General features: G+C 58.3%; 15 protein-coding genes. 13 read left to right on the top strand and 2 right to left on the bottom strand.

Features of this window, described 5'->3' with window-relative positions:
- The first annotated feature begins 79 nt into the window (after positions 1-79).
- From pepB (CK911_RS09000) to CK911_RS08945, 12 genes are all read left to right on the top strand, one after another.
- Entirely contained in the window at positions 80-1,384 is a 1,305-nt protein-coding gene (gene pepB, locus CK911_RS09000; protein ID WP_098969697.1) for an aminopeptidase PepB, read from the top strand.
- On the top strand, positions 1,381-2,664 hold the full coding sequence (pepB, locus tag CK911_RS08995; RefSeq protein WP_098969696.1) for an aminopeptidase PepB: 1,284 nt from the start codon (positions 1,381-1,383) through the stop codon (positions 2,662-2,664). The genes pepB (CK911_RS09000) and pepB (CK911_RS08995) overlap by 4 nt, the downstream gene beginning before the upstream one ends.
- 267 nt (positions 2,665-2,931) lie before the next feature.
- A complete protein-coding gene (gene ndk / locus CK911_RS08990) occupies positions 2,932-3,360 on the top strand; it encodes a nucleoside-diphosphate kinase (RefSeq protein WP_042019017.1) in 429 nt (142 codons plus the stop codon).
- A 178-nt stretch (positions 3,361-3,538) separates the two neighbouring features.
- Positions 3,539-4,642, top strand: a complete 1,104-nt coding sequence (locus tag CK911_RS08985; protein WP_042019018.1) for a bifunctional tRNA (adenosine(37)-C2)-methyltransferase TrmG/ribosomal RNA large subunit methyltransferase RlmN — start codon at positions 3,539-3,541, stop codon at positions 4,640-4,642.
- An 11-nt stretch (positions 4,643-4,653) separates the two neighbouring features.
- Positions 4,654-5,445: a PilW family type IVa pilus biogenesis/stability lipoprotein TapF gene (gene tapF, locus CK911_RS08980; protein ID WP_098969695.1), complete on the top strand. Its 792-nt coding sequence runs from the start codon at positions 4,654-4,656 to the stop codon at positions 5,443-5,445.
- A complete protein-coding gene (locus CK911_RS08975) occupies positions 5,435-6,376 on the top strand; it encodes a RodZ domain-containing protein (protein ID WP_098969694.1) in 942 nt (313 codons plus the stop codon). Before tapF ends, CK911_RS08975 begins: the two co-directional genes overlap by 11 nt.
- 10 nt (positions 6,377-6,386) lie before the next feature.
- Positions 6,387-7,517: a flavodoxin-dependent (E)-4-hydroxy-3-methylbut-2-enyl-diphosphate synthase gene (gene ispG, locus CK911_RS08970; protein WP_042019023.1), complete on the top strand. Its 1,131-nt coding sequence runs from the start codon at positions 6,387-6,389 to the stop codon at positions 7,515-7,517.
- Between the two features lie 138 nt (positions 7,518-7,655).
- Positions 7,656-8,933: a histidine--tRNA ligase gene (gene hisS, locus CK911_RS08965; protein WP_042019024.1), complete on the top strand. Its 1,278-nt coding sequence runs from the start codon at positions 7,656-7,658 to the stop codon at positions 8,931-8,933.
- A gap of 3 nt (positions 8,934-8,936) precedes the next feature.
- Complete coding sequence (locus tag CK911_RS08960; RefSeq protein ID WP_098969693.1) at positions 8,937-9,587, top strand: tetratricopeptide repeat protein; 651 nt, start codon at positions 8,937-8,939, stop codon at positions 9,585-9,587.
- Positions 9,580-10,764 carry an outer membrane protein assembly factor BamB gene (gene bamB, locus CK911_RS08955; protein ID WP_098969692.1) on the top strand — a complete coding sequence of 395 codons (1,185 nt, stop codon included), beginning with the start codon at positions 9,580-9,582 and terminating at the stop codon, positions 10,762-10,764. Before CK911_RS08960 ends, bamB begins: the two co-directional genes overlap by 8 nt.
- Before the next feature lie 74 nt (positions 10,765-10,838).
- Complete coding sequence (gene der / locus CK911_RS08950) at positions 10,839-12,329, top strand: ribosome biogenesis GTPase Der (RefSeq protein ID WP_042019028.1); 1,491 nt, start codon at positions 10,839-10,841, stop codon at positions 12,327-12,329.
- Positions 12,330-12,453: 124 nt separating this feature from the next.
- Entirely contained in the window at positions 12,454-12,678 is a 225-nt protein-coding gene (locus CK911_RS08945) for a zinc ribbon domain-containing protein (RefSeq protein WP_068979373.1), read from the top strand.
- Positions 12,679-12,728: 50 nt separating this feature from the next.
- On the opposite strand, the gene CK911_RS21340 is transcribed toward CK911_RS08945, so the two are convergent.
- Together CK911_RS21340 and mltF are read right to left on the bottom strand one after the other, a co-directional pair.
- Positions 12,729-12,875, bottom strand: a complete 147-nt coding sequence (locus tag CK911_RS21340) for a hypothetical protein (RefSeq protein WP_162850107.1) — start codon at positions 12,873-12,875, stop codon at positions 12,729-12,731.
- A gap of 175 nt (positions 12,876-13,050) precedes the next feature.
- The gene (gene mltF / locus CK911_RS08935) at positions 13,051-14,535 is read right to left on the bottom strand and encodes a membrane-bound lytic murein transglycosylase MltF (protein WP_098969690.1); all 1,485 of its coding nucleotides are present in this window, start codon (positions 14,533-14,535) and stop codon (positions 13,051-13,053) included.
- A gap of 149 nt (positions 14,536-14,684) precedes the next feature.
- Here mltF and purL point away from each other — a divergent pair, with 149 nt between their 5' ends.
- Positions 14,685-18,635, top strand: a complete 3,951-nt coding sequence (gene purL, locus CK911_RS08930; protein WP_098969689.1) for a phosphoribosylformylglycinamidine synthase — start codon at positions 14,685-14,687, stop codon at positions 18,633-18,635.
- Positions 18,636-18,638 lie beyond the last annotated feature (3 nt).

Here is an 18,638-nt window from a genome sequence, read left to right as displayed (position 1 = left end):
CCTTTTTTGTATTCGTTATTCCCTCTTTGCCTATGAAGAGTGCTTATAAATCGTGCCAGTAAAAAAGGAAGCAAACACGATGGCTAACATGATGAACGTAGCGTTATCTACCCAGGCTGCTGCCGCCCATTGGGGCGAGGGTGCGCTACTCAGTTTTAATGGTGACAGAGCTGACATCCATCTGGGGTCGGTTGGTCAGGAAAAAGATGCACTGCGTGCCATTCAGCGTGCGGCCCGCCGCTTTGAGTCCACCGGGATCAAGCGGGTCAAGCTGGTCGGAGATGGTTGGGATCTGGAACGCCGTTTTGCCTTCGCCCAGGGCTTTTATGCCGCGAAAGGAGTGCGTGAACTGGACTTTGGCCAGCAAAGTGAGGTGGATAGCTGCGAGCTGGATGCCTTGATCAAGGCGAGCTGCTGGGCTCGTGACATCACCAATGGCTGCCCGGAAGAGATCTACCCCATGAGTCTGGCGGAATCGGCCCTGCTGCTCATTCGCGGTCTGGCCGGTGATCTGGTGACCGCCCGTATCACTGCCGGCGAAGCGTTGCGCGAATCGGGCCACATCGGGATCTGGTCGGTCGGTCGTGGCAGCGAGCGTGAGCCGGTGTTGCTGGAGCTTGATTACAACCCGACCGGGGATCGCAACGCCCCAGTGGTCGCTGCTCTGGTGGGCAAGGGTATTACCTTCGACTCCGGTGGCTACTCCATGAAGTCCTCTGACAACATGCTGCCGATGAAGTCCGATATGGGCGGCGCTGCCATGGTCACCGGCGCGCTGGCGCTGGCCATCAGCCGTGGCCTGAACAAGCGGGTGAAGCTCATTCTCTGTTGCGCCGAGAATCTGGTCTCCGGCCATGCCTTCAAACTGGGTGACATCCTTACCTACAAAAATGGTATCTCGGTTGAAATCCAGAATACCGATGCGGAAGGCCGCTTGGTGCTGGCCGATGGTCTGATGGCTGCCTCCGACAGTGGCGCGACCTACATCCTGGATGCCGCGACCCTGACCGGCGCTGCCAAGATGGCGTTGGGCCGCGACTACAACGCCGTGTTTGCCCTCGATGAGACCGAACAACAGCGTGCGCTGGCCGCTGCCAAGGCCGAAAATGAGCAGGCGTGGGCGCTGCCGCTGGAACCCTGGCATGCCAGCCAGCTCACCTCGGCCTTTGCCGAACTGGGCAACGTGGCTTCCGCCGAAGGCACGGCCGGTGCCACCACTGCGGCCGCCTTCCTGTCCCGTTTTGTGCCCAATGAAGGAAAGGGGTGGGTACACCTGGATCTGGCAGCGGCATATCAGAAGTCGGGCAACGAGCTTTGGGCTACCGGTGCTAAAGGCTACGGCGTGCGTACTATCGCGCGCTGGTTACAGGAGGTAACTGCATGAATGTCTGGTTAAGTCGTGATTTTGCCCCGGCGGAATGGGGTGACGGGGCCTTGCTCTCATACCGTGCCGACGCTGTGGTGATCCACCTGATCACCGCTTCCCCACTGCTCGATATCCAGCAGGCGGCGCGCCGCCTCTGTCAGCAGGGGATCCAGAAAGTAGCGCTTGCAGGGCATTGGGATCGCGAGCAGCAGTGGGCCTTTGCCCAGGGGTTGCAAACCCCCAAGGTGGAGGTGCAACTGCAATGGGCCATGTCCTCGGAAGAAGACAGAGAAGAGCTGGAAGCGCGTTGGTTATGTGGGCGCTGGGTGCGTGAGATGACCAATGCCACACCAGAGCAATTGGGGCCGCTGGAGCTGGCGGTCGAAGCCGCTGCTTTTATTACCGAGCTGGCGCCAGACAAGGTGAGTCACCGTATTTTGAAAGGTGAAGCGCTGCAACAGGCAGGCTGGGTCGGCCTCTATCAGGTGGGCCGTGGCAGTGAGCGCGAGCCGGTGCTGCTTGAGCTCGATTTTAATCCGGCGCGCGATCCCAGAGCGCCGGTAGCGGCAGCGCTGGTGGGCAAGGGGATCACCTTTGACTCTGGCGGCTACTCCATGAAGAGCTCCGAGGGGATGCTCACCATGAAGTGCGACATGGGGGGCGCGGCAATTGTGACCGGTGCGCTGGCGCTGGCCATGCTGCGCGGCCTCGACAAGCGGGTGAAGCTCATTCTCTGCTGCGCCGAGAATCTGGTCTCCGGCCATGCCTACAAGTTGGGGGATATCCTCACTTACAAGAACGGCACCACGGTGGAGATTGTGAATACCGACGCCGAGGGGCGGTTGGTGCTGGCTGATGGCCTGCAACTGGCCAGTGACAGCGGCGCACCGCTTATCATCGACGCCGCCACCCTGACTGGCGCCGCCGTGATGGCGCTGGGTGGTCGCTACAATGCCCTGTTTGGCCTCGACAAGGGGCTGGTGAGCCGGGCCATGACCTATGCCGATGCCGAGCAGGAGCCTGCCTGGCCGCTGCCGCTGGAGCCCTGGCACCGTCAGCAGTGCCCCTCCCATTATGCCGACACGGCCAACAGCCGTCCGGTGAAGGGGGGCGGGCCGGGTGGCGCCTCCAACGCGGCGGGTTTCCTCTCCCGTTTCGTTGCCAACGAAGGGATGGGCTGGCTGCATATCGATCTGGCCGCCTGCTTTAGCGATAACGGCGATGCTCTCTGGGCGCCGGGGGCCAATACCCTGGGGATGCGCACCATAGCGCGCGCCCTGCTGGCGGAAGCCAAATAAGCGAGACAAGGCACCTTCGGGTGCCTTTTTCATGTTGTTCGAATAGTGAGCAAAAGATGTCTTTTTGGCAGCTTAAAAGGACTATCGTGCGCAAGCGCACATATTTTCCCGCACTGCTCAGCGAAGATGAGTGCTGATGTTGATTGCAAGGAGGTTATGTTTAATAAAAAGTTGCTTTTTTGTGTGTTTATCCGCTTTTTGTTTACGTATAATCGCCAGCGAACATGGATACTAACAATAAGACCCTGTAATTAAGGAAAGATACCAATGGCCATCGAACGTACCTTCTCTATCGTCAAACCGGATGCTGTCAGCAAGAATCTTATCGGCGAGATTTATCACCGCATGGAAAGCGCCGGGCTGACCATCGTCGCCGCCAAAATGCTGCGTCTGACCAGTGACCAGGCCGCCGGCTTCTACGCTGAACATCAAGGCCGTCCTTTCTATGATGCGCTGGTGACCTTCATGACCTCTGGCCCTGTGATGGTGCAGGTGCTGGAAGGGGAAAATGCCGTACAGCGTTATCGCGATCTGATGGGGCTGACCAATCCCGAGCAAGCGCTGGCCGGTACTCTTCGCGCCTGCTACGGCGAGAGCATCGATCGCAACGCGGTGCACGGTGCCGACAGCTTTGCCTCTGCCCAGCGTGAAATTGCCTACTTCTTTAACGAAGAAGAGCTCCACACCCGCGCCTGAGGTGTGGCTTGATAGACGCAAGGGAGCCTCGGCTCCCTTTGTTGTTTTGCAGGCGTCACTCCTTTTTGCGCAATATCCCTCTATTCTCCAGGTGGAAAGCCAGCCCCATTATTTGTACAATGCCGCCCCCTGACATCGTCAGCCAATAATTGATGAAGTGTTTGAACTGAGGCCATTGATGAGCGAAACAAAAATCAACCTGCTGGATCTTGATCGGGATGCCATGCGTGCCTTCTTCGTCGAACTGGGCGAGAAGCCATTCCGGGCAGATCAGATAATGAAGTGGATCTATCACTTCGGTTGTGATGATTTCGATCAGATGACCAACGTCAACAAGGTGCTCAAGGATCGCCTCAAGGCGATGGCAGAGATCAAAGCGCCCGAGATCAGCCGGGAACAGCGCTCTTCTGATGGCACCATCAAGTGGGCCTTGCAGGTGGGTGATCAGGAAGTCGAGACGGTCTACATTCCCGAAGGCGATCGGGCCACCCTGTGTGTTTCTTCCCAGGTCGGCTGTGCGCTGGCGTGCAAGTTCTGCTCCACTGCCCAGCAAGGCTTTAACCGCAACCTGAAAGTGTCCGAGATCATCGGTCAGGTGTGGCGTGCCGCCCGCGTGGTCGGTGGCAAGCGTCCCATCACCAACGTGGTGATGATGGGGATGGGCGAGCCGCTGCTCAACCTCGCCAACGTGGTGCCTGCCATGCGTCTGATGATGGATGATTACGGTTATGGTATCTCCAAGCGTCGTGTGACTATTTCGACCTCAGGGGTGGTACCGGCACTGGACATGCTGGGCGACCAGATCGATGTGGCATTGGCTATCTCCCTGCATGCGCCGAATGACAAGTTGCGCTCCGAGATCATGCCGATCAACGACAAGTACAACATTGAGGATTTCCTCGCTGGTGTCCGTCGTTATCTTGAAAAGTCCAATGCCAATGGTGGCCGGGTCACAGTCGAATATGTGCTGCTCGATCATATCAATGACGACATGCAACATGCCCACGAACTGGCCAAAGTGCTTAAGGATACGCCGAGCAAGATCAACCTGATCCCGTTCAATCCCTTCCCAGGGAATCCTTATGGCAAGCCGAGCAACAGCCGTATCGATCGCTTCTCCAAGGTGCTGATGGAGTACGGTTATACCGTGATTGTGCGCAAGACCCGTGGTGACGACATCGACGCCGCCTGTGGTCAGTTGGTGGGTGACGTAATTGACCGTACCAAGCGAACTATCAAAAATCGGATGCAACAGGATGGGATTTCCGTCAAAATGGTTTAAATGCTAAGCCATTGTATAGAAAGGGAATGGATACACGTACATTGATCGTAGTGGCAGCGCTCTGCGCGCTGCCCGGCTGTGTGACCGAGACCACTTACGCTGGCCAGAATTCTACCCAGCGTGAAGTGGGTCCCGACCTTAAGGCGGCTGCCCAAACTCGCCTCGACCTGGGGATCCAGTACCTGCGTCAGGGCAATGCCGAGCAGGCCAAGTTCAATCTTGACCGCGCCCTCCAGTATGACCCCTCCAACTCTCAAATCCAGATTGGTTTCGCCTACTTCTATCAGACCGTAGGGGATTTCATTGCCGCTGAAAATCATTACAAGAATGCCCTTGCCATGGATCCGTCCAATGCTGACGCAATGAACAACTATGGTGCCTTTTTGTGTGATCGTGGCCGTTATGAGGAGGCGGATAAGGCCTTTAATCAGGCGGTGCAGCAGCCAGGCTACGTGAAAATCTCCGATACCTATGAAAATGCAGCGTTTTGCGCCCAGCAAAATCGCAGAAATGATAAAGCAAGCGAGTACTATCGCTTGGCCTTGGGGTATAATCCCCGCAACCCAAGGTTATTGCTGGACTTGGCCGAGCTTTCCATGAAAGATGGCAAGCTGCCTGATGTGCAGTCCTACCTCGCTCGTTTTGCCGATGCGTCAGACGAGAACGAGGACAGTCTCTGGTTGAGATTGCGGCTGGCACAGGCGATGGACAAACCGGCATTAATTCACCAATTCGGGACTGAGCTGGTAAGGCAATATCCCACTTCGCAACAAGCCAAGCGTTATTTATCCAATGACTACTGAACAGCCACACGATTTTCAAGACGACTCCCAGGCAGCAGGTCCAGGCCAATTGCTGCGCAACGCCCGTGAACAGCTTGGCTGGACACGAGAACAGGTTGCATCCCGCATTCACCTTCGTCTGACCCTGATTGCTGCTATTGAATCGGATACTTACGACAAGAACACCTCCCATACGTTTATCCGCGGCTATTTGCGCTCCTATGCCAAGCTGGTCGGGATTCCGGATGAGACTATTCTTGCCGCTTACGACAAGCTGGGTCTGACGCCACCTGATAATATCGACATGCAAAGTTTCTCCCGCCGTTCCCGCCAGCAAGCCAATGACAGTCGGCTCAAGATGGTGACCTGGCTGGTGATCTTGGTGTTGATTGCGCTCTCCGTTGCCTGGTGGTGGCAGAGTACCGCCCGCCGTTCTGCCGGTGACGAAGCCCTTGCCGCAACCGAAATGAGCGCGACCGTCTCTGAGCCTGCAGCCGATCCGCAGCCCGAGATCATTAGCCCTGTCCTTATTGAGGGGGCTGAGCCATCTGCTGCCGTTGGCACTGATGTGGCTGCACCTGTCTCTGCGGCAACTGGCACTCAAGCGGCAGTCTCTGCGGCTCCGGTGAATGGTGCCGTGGCCGATACCTCGGTGCCGAGTGCAGTGGCAGAACCAACAGCAGAGGCGGCTCAAGGTGAGCCAGCCAAGACGCCACAACTCAAGATGAGCTTCACCGCCGATTGCTGGCTAGATGTGAAAGATGGCAACGGCAAGACCCTGTTCAGCGGTCTGAAGAAAGCCAATGACGAGTTGGTGCTGGAAGGCGCCGAGCCCCTCAAGTTCACCATTGGTGCGCCGATGGCGGTCAAGCTTGACTACAAGGGCACCTCGTTTGATATGAGTCGTTATAACAACGGCCGTACTGCTCGCTTCTCATTGCCGCAGGAGTAACCTGTTTCCCATGTCTGTTCACGAAAAATCCGCTCACGAATCTCCCATTATTCGTCGTAAATCCAGGCAGATCATGGTTGGTAATGTACCGGTCGGGGGCGATGCCCCCATCACGGTGCAAACCATGACCAACACCAAGACCACCGATGTGGCGGCGACCGTCGAGCAGATCCAGCGGATCGAGCGAGTTGGTGCCGATATTGTCCGTGTCTCTGTGCCGACCATGGAAGCGGCGGAAGCCTTCAAATTCATCAAGCAACAGACCCGTATCCCTATCGTTGCCGATATCCACTTTGACTATCGCATTGCGTTGAAAGTGGCGGAGTATGGTGCCGATTGCCTGCGTATCAACCCGGGTAACATCGGTAACGAGCAGCGGGTACGTTCGGTGGTTGATTGTGCTCGCGATCTGAACATTCCGATCCGCATCGGCGTCAACGGCGGATCGCTGGAAAAAGATATCCAGGAGAAGTACGGCGAGCCGACCCCCGAGGCACTGGTGGAATCCGCCATGCGCCACGTCGAGTATCTGGATCGCCTTGATTTCCAGAACTTCAAGGTGAGTGTGAAAGCCTCCGATGTGTTCCTGGCGGTGGGAGCTTATCGCCTGCTGGCCAGACAGATTGAGCAGCCACTCCATTTGGGGATCACCGAGGCCGGTGGTTTTCGAGCTGGCGCGGTGAAATCGGCGGTCGGTCTTGGCATGCTGCTGGCGGATGGGATCGGCGATACCATTCGTATCTCCCTTGCCGCAGATCCGGTTGAAGAGATCAAAGTCGGGTTTGATATTCTCAAATCCCTGCGGATCCGCTCCCGTGGTATCAACTTTATTGCTTGTCCCTCCTGCTCCCGTCAGGAGTTCGATGTGATCGCTACCGTCAATGCGCTGGAAGAGCGGCTCGAAGACATCATCACCCCGATGGATGTCTCCATCATCGGCTGTGTGGTCAATGGTCCGGGCGAAGCCTTGGTGTCCGATCTGGGATTGGCTGGTGCGGCCAACAAGAGCGCCTTCTACGAAGGGGGCCTGCGGGTCGATCGGCTCGATAACAAGGATCTGATCCCGATCCTGGAGCGGCGTATTCGTGCCAGAGCCGCCATGCTGGACCCCGCCAACCAGATCCTGGTGGGCAAGGATTAAACAAATTGGGGCCACCTTGGGTGGCCCTCGTTCCAGGTGACTGATTTTACATCCCGCATACGGATTCTCTGATTTTACCTCGGGGGTGAAAATCCCTATAATGCGGCCAAATTTTACCTCTTTTTCTCGAGTATCAACGTGGCAAAACAGATCCAAGCTATTCGCGGTATGAATGATTGCCTGCCGGAGCAGAGTCCGGTATGGCAGAAGGTTGAACAGATCCTGCGCCAGGTCGTTGCCAGCTATGGCTACAGCGAAGTGCGCATGCCGATTGTCGAGCAGACCCACCTGTTCAAGCGCGCCATCGGTGAAGTGACCGACGTGGTCGAAAAAGAGATGTACTCCTTTGATGACCGCAACGGCGACAGCCTGAGCCTGCGTCCGGAAGGAACTGCCAGCTGTGTCCGCGCCGGTATCGAGCACGGCCTGCTTTATAACCAGGAACGCCGGATGTGGTACATGGGCCCCATGTTCCGTCACGAGCGTCCTCAGAAGGGCCGTTATCGCCAGTTCCACCAGTTCGGTGTCGAGCTGTTTGGCATCAACGGGCCGGATATTGATGCCGAGCTGATCATGCTGACCCACCGCCTGTGGCGTCTGTTTGGCATTAGCGATAATGTCACCCTGCAGCTCAATACTTTGGGTCAGAGCGCCGAACGTGCCGCTTATCGTGATGCACTGGTGGCCTATCTGGAGCAGTACAAGGATCAGCTGGACGAAGAGAGCCAGCGCCGTATGTACAGCAACCCGCTGCGAGTGCTCGACTCCAAAGACCAAAAAGTGCAGGCCATTTTGGTTAATGCTCCCCGTCTGTTCGACCACTTGGGCGAAGAGAGTCTGGCTCACTTCGAGGGGCTCAAGCGCCTGCTCACGTCTGCCGGTATCGCGTTTGAGGTGAACGAGCGCCTGGTGCGTGGCCTTGACTACTACAACCTGACCGTGTTCGAGTGGGTCACTACCAGCCTGGGTGCCCAGGGCACAGTCTGTGCCGGTGGTCGCTACGATGGTCTGGTTGAGCAGCTCGGTGGTCAGGCGACCCCGGCAGTTGGCTTTGCCATGGGCATGGAGCGTCTGGTATTGATGCTGGAGACCCTCGAGCTCAATGGTGATATCCGTCCTGCCGTGGATGTTTATCTGGCCATGGTGGGTGAGGGGACCGAGCAAGCGGGCTTCCAACTGGCCGAGCGGTTGCGCGATGCGCTGCCTGATTTGCGCCTGATGAGCCACTGCGGTGGCGGCAACTTCAAGAAACAACTCAAACGTGCCGACAAGAGCGGCGCGTCTATCGCCCTGATCCTTGGTGAAACCGAGGTGCAAAATGGGGAGATCACTATCAAATACCTGCGTGGTCAGGCCGAGCAACAGACCGTCAAGGTTGACGCCGCCATCGCCCTGCTGGCAGCCAAAGGAGAGTAAGCTGTGGAAGTCTATACCACCGAAGAACAACAGGTTGAGGTTATCAAGGAGTGGTGGAAAGAGAACGGAACCTCGGTGATTGCCGGGACCGTGATCGGTCTGGTCGGACTCTTTGGCTGGCGCTATTACAACCAGCACCAGCAAGAGACCATGGAGGCCTCCTCCCAGGCTTACAATCAGGTGATTGAACAGCTGGCCAAGGGCGATGCCGCCGGTTTCGAGCAGGCGCAGCAGTTTGTCACCGCCAACAAGGGCGACTCCTACGGTGAGCTGGCCGCCCTGCAACTGGCGGCTGCTGCTGTCAAAGCGGGCAAGCTGGATCTGGCTGCCGAGCAGCTGAACCTGGTGGCCACCAGTGGTGACGAGAGCATTCGCCCCATCGCTGCTCTGCGCTTGGCCCGGGTCCTCAATGATCAGGGCAAGGCCGATGAGGCGTTGGCCAAGCTCGGCACTATTACCAGTGATGCTTTCAAAGCCCAAGTCGCGGAAGTGCGTGGCGATATCCTGCAAAAGCAGGGTAAGAGCGAAGAAGCCCGTGATGCTTATCAGGCAGCCGCAGATGCTGGCGGCCTGCAAAGCAGCCAGGAACTCAAACTGAAGATGGACGACCTGGCCTTGCCGGCCGTGGTAATGGGTGAGGCACCGGATGCGTAATCTATTCAAGATGGTAGCGCTGGGGGCTGCGGTCTCCTTCGCCCTGCAGGGATGCTCCCTGTTCAGTTCGGAAGAAGATCTCAACCCGATGGCACCGCTGCCCCAGGTTGAATCTGCCTTCAGTGCTGATACGGCCTGGTCTGCGACGGTCGGTGACGGGATCGGTAACTTCTACTCCCAGCTCAAGCCGGTGGTGGAAGAGGAGCATATCTATGCTGCTGCCCGTGGTGGTGATGTCACCGCCTTCGATCGTATCAGTGGCGATCGTCTGTGGACCGTTGACCTGGCCGATCTGCCGGTCAATGCCGACAAGCGCAGCGCTCGCCTTTCCGGTGGTCTGGTCTCCCGTTACGGCAAGCTGTTCCTCGGTTCCGAAAACGGCGTTGTATATGCCCTGAACGCAGACAACGGCGAGGTGCTGTGGCAAACCAATGTGCCCGGCGAAGTGGTTGCCAGCCCTGCTGTAGAAGATGGCCGGGTGGTGGTGCTGACCACCTCTGGCCGCCTGATCGCGCTCGATACCGATGAGGGCAAGCTGCAATGGTCGCTCTCCGAAGAGCAGCCCCCGCTGACCCTGCGCAGTGCCGGTGCGCCGGTGATCACCAATGGTGCGGTGATTTACGGTCGTGCCGATGGCAAAGTGGGCATTGCCCTGCTGGCCAACGGTCAGCCGGTTCGTCAATCCAAGGTGGCGGATCCCCGCGGTGCTACCGAGCTTGACCGCATGGTTGACGTAGATGCCAGCCCGCTGATCGCCGGCGATGAGCTCTATGCCATTGCCTACAATGGTCAACTGATGGCACGCAAGCTGATGACCGGTGACGAGGTGTGGAAGCGCAAGTATTCCGGCTATCGCGATCTGGCGATGACCGGCAATGCCATCGTGCTGACCGACAGCCGCAGCCACCTGTTTGCAGTCGATCGTCGCAACGGCCTGGAGTTGTGGTCTAATACCAAGCTGGAGAATCGTACCGTCACTGCACCTGTCATCTTTGGTGACTATGTGGTGGTGGGTGATGTGGAAGGATACCTGTATTGGCTGGATCGTACCGACGGTACCATCAAGGCGATGCAGCAGCTCGATAGCAGTGGTCTCTATGCCGCCCCACTGGTGGATGGTGACACCCTGTATGTGCAGAGCCGTGACGGCAAGTTGTACGCCCTCAAGCGTCCTTGATCGTCCGTTAATGTGAATATCCGGCTCCTGGCTTTTTGGCCAGGAGCCTTTGTCGTCTTGAGAATGAGGCTTTTATGACTCCTGTAGTAGCCCTGGTGGGCCGCCCCAATGTGGGGAAATCCACCCTGTTTAACCGCTTGACCCGTACTCGGGATGCCCTGGTCGCCGATTTTCCCGGTCTGACCCGGGACCGTAAATACGGTCAGGCGAAGTTGGGCGAGCTGGAATTTATCGTGGTCGATACCGGTGGTATCGATGGCTCCGAAGAGGGGATCGAGCTGAAGATGGCCGAGCAATCCCTGCTGGCCATCGAAGAAGCCGATGTGGTGCTGTTTATGGTGGATGCCCGTGCCGGTATGACTGCGGCGGATCAAGCCATCGCTGAACACCTGCGCAAGACCCACAAGAAGGTGTTTCTGGTTGCTAACAAAACCGATGGCATCGACGGTGATTCCGCTGTGTCCGAGTTTTACGCCCTGGCGCTGGGTGATGTCTATCAAATCGCCGCTGCCCACGGTCGTGGTGTACTGAGCCTGTTCGAACTGGCGCTGGCTCCCCACCTGGAAACCCTGGTCGACGCCGTTACCGATGAAGATGCGCAGGAAGAAGAGGAGGACTTCGACGAAGAAGCCCTGCTGCGCATGGTAGCTGCCGGTGATCTGGATACCCGGGAAGATACCAAAGAGACCCCGTTTGCCGACCTGCCCATCAAGTTTGCCATCGTCGGTCGCCCTAACGTTGGTAAATCGACCCTGACCAACCGTATGCTCGGCGAAGATCGGGTCATTGTTTATGACATGCCGGGCACCACCCGTGACTCCGTCTATATCCCGATGGAGCGTGACGAGCAGAAGTACGTCATTATCGATACCGCCGGTGTGCGTCGTCGTGGCAAGGTGCACGAGACGGTGGAGAAGTTCTCCGTCATCAAGACCCTCAAGGCCATCGAAGATGCCAACGTCTGCCTGCTGGTGATCGACGCCCAGGAGACCATCACCGATCAGGATCTCAGCATCCTTGGCTTCGTGCTCCACTCCGGCCGCTCGGTGGTGTTGGTAGTCAACAAGTGGGACGGTCTGGATCAGAAAGTAAAAGAAGATGTAAAGAACGAGCTGGAACGTCGCCTGGGCTTTATCGACTTTGCCCGCGTCCACTTCATCTCTGCCCTGCATGGCAGCGGTGTCGGCCACCTGTTTGAGTCGATTCAGGAGGCGTACCAGTCGGCGACCCGTCGTACCAGTACTGCCATGTTGACCCGCATCATGCAGATGGCGCAGGAAGATCACCAGCCGCCGATGGTCAACGGTCGCCGCGTCAAGCTCAAATATGCTCACGCCGGTGGTTACAACCCGCCGCGTATCGTGATCCACGGTAACCAGCTGAACGACTTGCCCGATTCCTACAAGCGTTACCTGATCAACTACTTCCGCAAGTCCCTCAAGATCATGGGTACTCCGATCCGGGTTGAATTCCAGGAATCGGCCAACCCGTTTGAAGGCAGAAAAAATACCATGACCCTGAGTCAGGAACGGCAGCGTAAACGCCTGCTGAAGATGAAGAAATAAGCCCTGGCGGCTGCCCTCACCGGCAGCCGCTTTGTTATTCCCCCTGTAGTGGCGTTAGGTCAGGCGGGGAGGGGAACCCGCCATGGGCAAGCCCATCACAGGTTCACTTTATGAGGAGTCGACAATGGAAGCCCTGCTTTGCCCATCATGCCAGGCTGAACTGGATGCTCGCAGCAAGGAGCAGACTTGTGGTCAGTGCCAAGCCCATGTTCGTGTCACGGCCATCTGCCCCACCTGCCAGCAGGAGCTGGAGCGTCTCCAGGCATGCGGAGCGGTGGATTACTTCTGCAACCACTGCAACTCGCTGGTATCCAAGCGGACGGTACAGTTCAAGGCTGCGCTGGTGTAAGACGTTAGTCAGGTGACAATGAAGATAAAAAAACCCGGCGAATGCCGGGTTTATGCTGTTGGTTCTGCAATAAGCAAGGTATATGAACGATTTCTGCGCCACAGGTTGCGCTTGATGTCATTAAGCTTGAGTTTACGTCTGGGGCTCCAGCCGCTCTTTGCTTTTCTGACCAGACTGATTTTTCTACGTTTTTGCATCTTGGTCTCCTCCCAATCGGGTGGCCATCCTGGCCATGGGTCATTGATGGAGCCCATCAGAAATTGCTGTTATTGAAAATATCAAGATGATGAAAACAATGCGATTTCGGATAGGCTCCGATGTAATCAGATGGTAACAGAGAAGTTTGCCTGAAAATAGCCGAATAATGGCTTGTTAGCTCATGGTGATCTGGCGCACCACCTCGGCGATGACGGTGGGGCGCTCGGCAATTTCCGGCTCGCTGTCATTGTCGAGACGTTCACGCTGATGGGCTTTCTGCTGTTCGTTATCGAGCCACAGCAGGCTCTGGTAGTACTGGCGCACGTTATTGACATAGTTGCGCGCCTCGCTGCCACGGGCGTAGCCATAACGCACCTTGCGATGCCAGCGTGCTTGTTGCAGCAGCGGCAGCACCTCTTTTACATCGCTCCAGGCATCGGGATTCTTGCCCAGCTCTTTGGTCAGGCGGCGAGCATCCATCATGTGGCCGTAACCTATGTTGTAGGCGGTGAGAGCAAACCACACCTTCTCGTCATCGGGCACTGAATCGGGCACCTTCTCCATCATCTGTTGCAGATAGAGGGAACCCCCCTTGATGCTCTGTTCCGGATGAAGTCGGTTATTGACCCCCATCGCTTTGGCTGTGGGTTCGGTCAGCATCATCATGCCGCGCACGCCGGTGTAGGAGCGGGCCTGCGGGTCCCAGTGGGACTCCTGATAGCTGATGGCGGCGAGCAGACGCCAGTCGATATTCTTGGCGTGGGTCTGGAACAGCGACTGGTACTTGGGCAGCAGGCTCTTGGCGCGCTGCAGGAAGGTGCGGGTATCGACAAAGTCGAAGTTCTGCACGTGGCCGAAGTACTTCTCGTCCAGCTTGGCGATGGCACCATCCATGAAGCGCTGACCGAAGAAGTCGATGACGCTGGCATAGAGACTGTCATCGGGCAGCTTGCTCATGGCCCAAGCGACGGTCTGCTTCTGGGCCAGGGTCAGCCCCTCGGTGAGTTCGGGGTAGTAACGCTGGGTACGGGCCAGCACGGTATCCTGCACCACCGTGTAGTCAATCTTGCCATCCACCACCTGCTTGAGCAGCTCCTCTACATCGGCGTTGTGGCTGGTGCTCCACGTCAGTTTGGGATTCTCCTTGCTCATCTCCTTGAGCAGGTCTTCACCGGTGGAGCCGGCGGCCACTACCAGCTTGCCTTTGATGTCGTTCAACGAGGCAGGCTTGGGTTTGCCATTGCGATAGACCAGCTTGGGGGAGACTTGATAGAAGCCCGGGCCGAAGCGAAACAGCTCGCGCCGCTCGGGGGTGACCATGATGGCGGCAGCCGCCAGATCGAGTTTGCCCTTTTTCAGCAGGGCGACCAGTTCGTCAGTGGTGTCGACCGGGATGATGGTGAGCTTCACCCCCAACCAGTCGGCATAACTTTGCGCCAGCTCGTAATCGAACCCCTGGGCGAGGTCATCACGCTGGTAATAAGAGGTGGGGCCATAGATGGTGCCAACCCGGATCTCGCCACGCTGGCGGATCTGCTCCAGCTGGCTGGAGGGGCTATAGAAGTCGCAGCCGACTAGTGTCAGCGTCAACAACAACCCGATAAACAGTCGAAAAATGCATCGCAAGTAGGTGAGTACCTTTGTTGAAAAAATCGGCATTTGTCAAAAAAGAGGCACCTTTATACCAGAGAGTGTGCGCCGAGTCACACAGCATGAAATGAGAAAAACGTTTGTCCGCTGTGAGCCAGATCCCTATAATACGCGCGTCTCAATTCCCCCCCACTTTAAAACTAGGTGAGAAAGGTTATATGGATATCTTGCGTGGTGCCCCAGCGCTGTCTGATTTTCGTGTCCAAAAACTGCTGCAGCGCTTAGCGCAGATTGCGGCAAAAAGTGAACTGGAAAGTGGAAAAGAGAGTGGATTAGAGATAGAGGATGTCTATGCCGAATATGTGCACTTTGCCGAGCTGACGAGCCCCCTGTCGCCCCCCGAGCGAGCTAGGCTGGGCCAGCTCCTGCACTCTGGTGCACAACATGGCCCGACTATCCCCGCACATACCCCCAGCGGTCAGCTGTTTCTTGTTACCCCCCGTCCCGGCACTATCTCCCCCTGGTCTTCCAAAGCAACCGACATCGCCCACAACTGCGGCATGGCCAAGGTCAAGCGGCTGGAGCGAGGTATTGCCTATTACCTGACTATCAAAGGTGGTCAGGATGAGCTGAGCGCTGCCCAGCGCAGCGCCATTGCCGCAGAGCTCCATGACCGGATGATGGAAGTGGTGTTTGCCGACATGGAAGCGGCGAGCGCCCTGTTTGCTCACCACGAGCCGCGCCCCTTCACCCAGGTGGATGTAGTGGGTGGTGGTCGCGCCGCGCTGGCCGAAGCCAACGTGGCGTTGGGTCTGGCGCTGGCCGATGACGAAATCGACTATCTGGTGGAGAATTTCACCCGGCTTGGTCGCAACCCCAACGACATTGAGCTTTACATGTTTGCCCAGGCGAACTCCGAGCACTGTCGTCACAAGATTTTCAACGCCGACTGGACCATCGACGGCGAGCAGCAGCCCAAGTCGCTGTTCAAGATGATCAAGAACACCTTCGAGCAGACGCCGGATCATGTCCTCTCTGCTTATAAAGACAACGCCGCCGTGATGGAAGGCAGTCAAGGAGGCCGTTTCTTCCCGAGCCCCGCCAATGGTGAGTATCAATACCACCAGGAGCGGGTCGACATCCTGATGAAGGTGGAGACCCACAACCACCCGACTGCCATCTCCCCCTTCCCCGGGGCGGCCACTGGCTCCGGCGGCGAAATCCGCGACGAGGGTGCCACCGGCCGTGGTGCCAAGCCCAAAGCGGGTCTGGTCGGTTTCTCCGTCTCCAACCTGCGCATCCCCGGCTTCGAGCAGCCCTGGGAGCAGGATTTCGGCAAGCCGAGCCGCATCGTCAGCGCCTTTGACATCATGCAGGAAGGTCCCCTCGGCGGCGCGGCGTTTAACAACGAGTTCGGCCGTCCGGCCATTCTCGGCTACTTCCGTACCTTCGAAGAGGAGGTGCCGAGCCACAATGGCGTCGAGGTGCGTGGTTACCACAAACCCATCATGCTGGCGGGCGGCATCGGCAACATCCGCAGCGAACACGTGCAGAAAGGGGAGATCCCGGTTGGCGCGGCGCTGATCGTGCTGGGCGGCCCGGCGATGAATATCGGTCTGGGCGGCGGTGCGGCATCAAGCATGGCCTCCGGCCAGTCGGCAGAAGATCTCGATTTTGCCTCGGTACAGCGTGACAACCCCGAGATGGAGCGCCGTTGCCAGGAGGTGATCGATCGCTGCTGGCAGATGGGGGAGGCGAACCCTATCGTCTTCATTCATGACGTAGGTGCGGGCGGTCTTTCCAACGCCATGCCGGAGCTGGTCAACGACGGCGAGCGTGGCGGCCGCTTTGATTTGCGCGCTATCCAGAGCGACGAGCCGGGCATGAGCCCGCTGGAGATCTGGTGCAACGAATCCCAGGAGCGTTACGTGCTGGCGGTGGCGCAGGAGCAGTTACCCCTGTTCAAGGCACTGTGCGAGCGCGAGCGCGCCCCTTATGCGGTGATCGGTACCGCTACCGAAGAGAAGCATCTGACGCTGTCGGATGCACACTTTGACAACCAGCCCATCGACTTGCCGCTGGATGTGCTGCTGGGCAAGGCGCCCAAGATGCACCGCGATGTGGTGACCCTGCCCGCCCAAGGCAAGGCGCTCCAGCTCGATGGCATCACTTTGAGTGACGCGGCCGAGCGGGTCTTGCGCCTGCCGACCGTGGCAGAAAAATCCTTCCTTATCACCATTGGCGATCGCAGCGTAACTGGTCTGGTTAACCGCGACCAGATGGTTGGCCCCTGGCAGATCCCGGTGGCTGACTGCGCCGTCACCGCCGCCACCTACGACAGCTATCACGGTGAAGCCATGTCGATGGGCGAGCGTACCCCGGTGGCGCTGCTCTCCCACGCGGCCTCTGCCCGCATGGCGGTGGCGGAAGCGCTCACCAACCTGGCACCGGCTCATATTGGTTCCCTGAAACGGGTCAAGCTCTCTGCTAACTGGATGTCCGCTGCCGGTCACCCGGGGGAAGATGCCGGCCTCTATGAGGCGGTCAAAGCGGTGGGTGAAGAGCTCTGTCCGGCACTTGGTATCACCATTCCGGTCGGTAAGGACTCCATGTCCATGAAGACCCGCTGGCAGCAGGATGGCAAGGAGCAAAGCGTCACCTCGCCGCTCTCCCTGCTGATCACTGCCTTTGCCCGGGTTGAAGATGTGCGCAGCACAGTGACCCCACAGCTGCGTACCGATCTCGGTGAAACTGACCTTATCCTGATTGACCTTGGCAATGGCAAGCAGCGTCTCGGTGCTTCCGCCCTGGCGCAGGTTTATCGCCAGCTGGGCGACAAGGCGCCGGATCTCGACAATCCGGTTCAGCTCAAGGGCTTCTTCAACGCCATTCAGGCGCTGGTGGCCGATCGCAAACTGATCGCCTATCACGACCGCTCTGACGGCGGCCTGTTCGTTACCCTGACCGAGATGGCGTTTGCCGGTCACTGCGGCCTCGACATCCAGCTCGATCGCATCGGCGGCGAGCTGTTGCCAGCGCTGTTCAACGAAGAGCTGGGCGCCGTCATTCAGGTACGCCGCGAAGATAAAGAGGCGGTGATGACCCTGCTGGCCGGTCACGGTCTGGCGGCTTGCTCCCACGTGCTCGGCACAGTGCGCGAGGGGGATCTCATCACCTTGCAGCGTGCGGGTCAGGAGCTCTATCGCGCCAGTCGTACCGCGCTTCGCACCATCTGGGGCGAGACCAGCTGGCAGATGCAGCGTCTGCGTGACAACCCGGCGTGCGCGGATCAAGAGCACGCAGCTCGTCAGGACGCCACCGATCCGGGTCTGCATGCCAAGCTGACTTACAACCCGTCTGAGGATGTGGCTGCGCCCTATATCGCTCGCGGGGTCTCCCCCCGTCTGGCGGTGCTGCGCGAGCAGGGGGTCAACTCCCACGTAGAGATGGCGGCGGCGTTTGACAGAGCCGGCTTTGCTGCCGTGGACGTCCATATGAGCGACATTCTCTCTGGCCGCATCAAGCTGGAGGAGTTCCAGACCCTGGTGGCCTGTGGCGGCTTCTCCTACGGTGACGTGCTGGGCGCCGGTGAAGGCTGGGCCAAGTCCATCCTGTTCAACGACAATGCCCGCGAGCAGTTCCAACGCTTCTTCGAGCGTGGCGATACCCTGTCACTGGGTGTGTGCAACGGTTGTCAGATGATGTCCAACCTGCGGGATCTCATCCCGGGCGCCGATCTGTGGCCGCGCTTTGTGCGTAACCACTCCGAGCGCTTCGAAGCGCGCTTCAGTCTGGTGCAGGTGCAGGAGTCGCCCTCTGCCTTCTTCGCCGGGATGGCAGGCTCTGTGATGCCCATTGCCGTCTCCCACGGGGAAGGGCGCGTGGAGGTGCGCGATGCCGCTCACCTGAACGCACTGCAAGCCAGCGGTCTGGTGGGTCTGCGCTTTGTCGATAACCGCGGTCAGGTTACCGAGCAATACCCGGCCAACCCGAACGGCTCGCCGGATGGTATCACTGCGGTGACCACCACGGATGGCCGCGCCACCATCATGATGCCGCACCCGGAGCGGGTGTTCCGCACCGTGGCCAACTCCTGGCACCCGGACAACTGGGGCGAGGATGGTGCCTGGATGCGGATGTTCCGCAACGCCCGCGTTCGTCTGGGTTAATAC

The organism is Aeromonas sp. CU5, assembly GCF_002586745.1.
Taxonomy (GTDB): Bacteria; Pseudomonadota; Gammaproteobacteria; order Enterobacterales; family Aeromonadaceae; genus Aeromonas; species Aeromonas sobria.
Note: the sequence above shows the minus strand (reverse complement) of the source record. Positions and strands in the feature narration are given on the sequence as shown.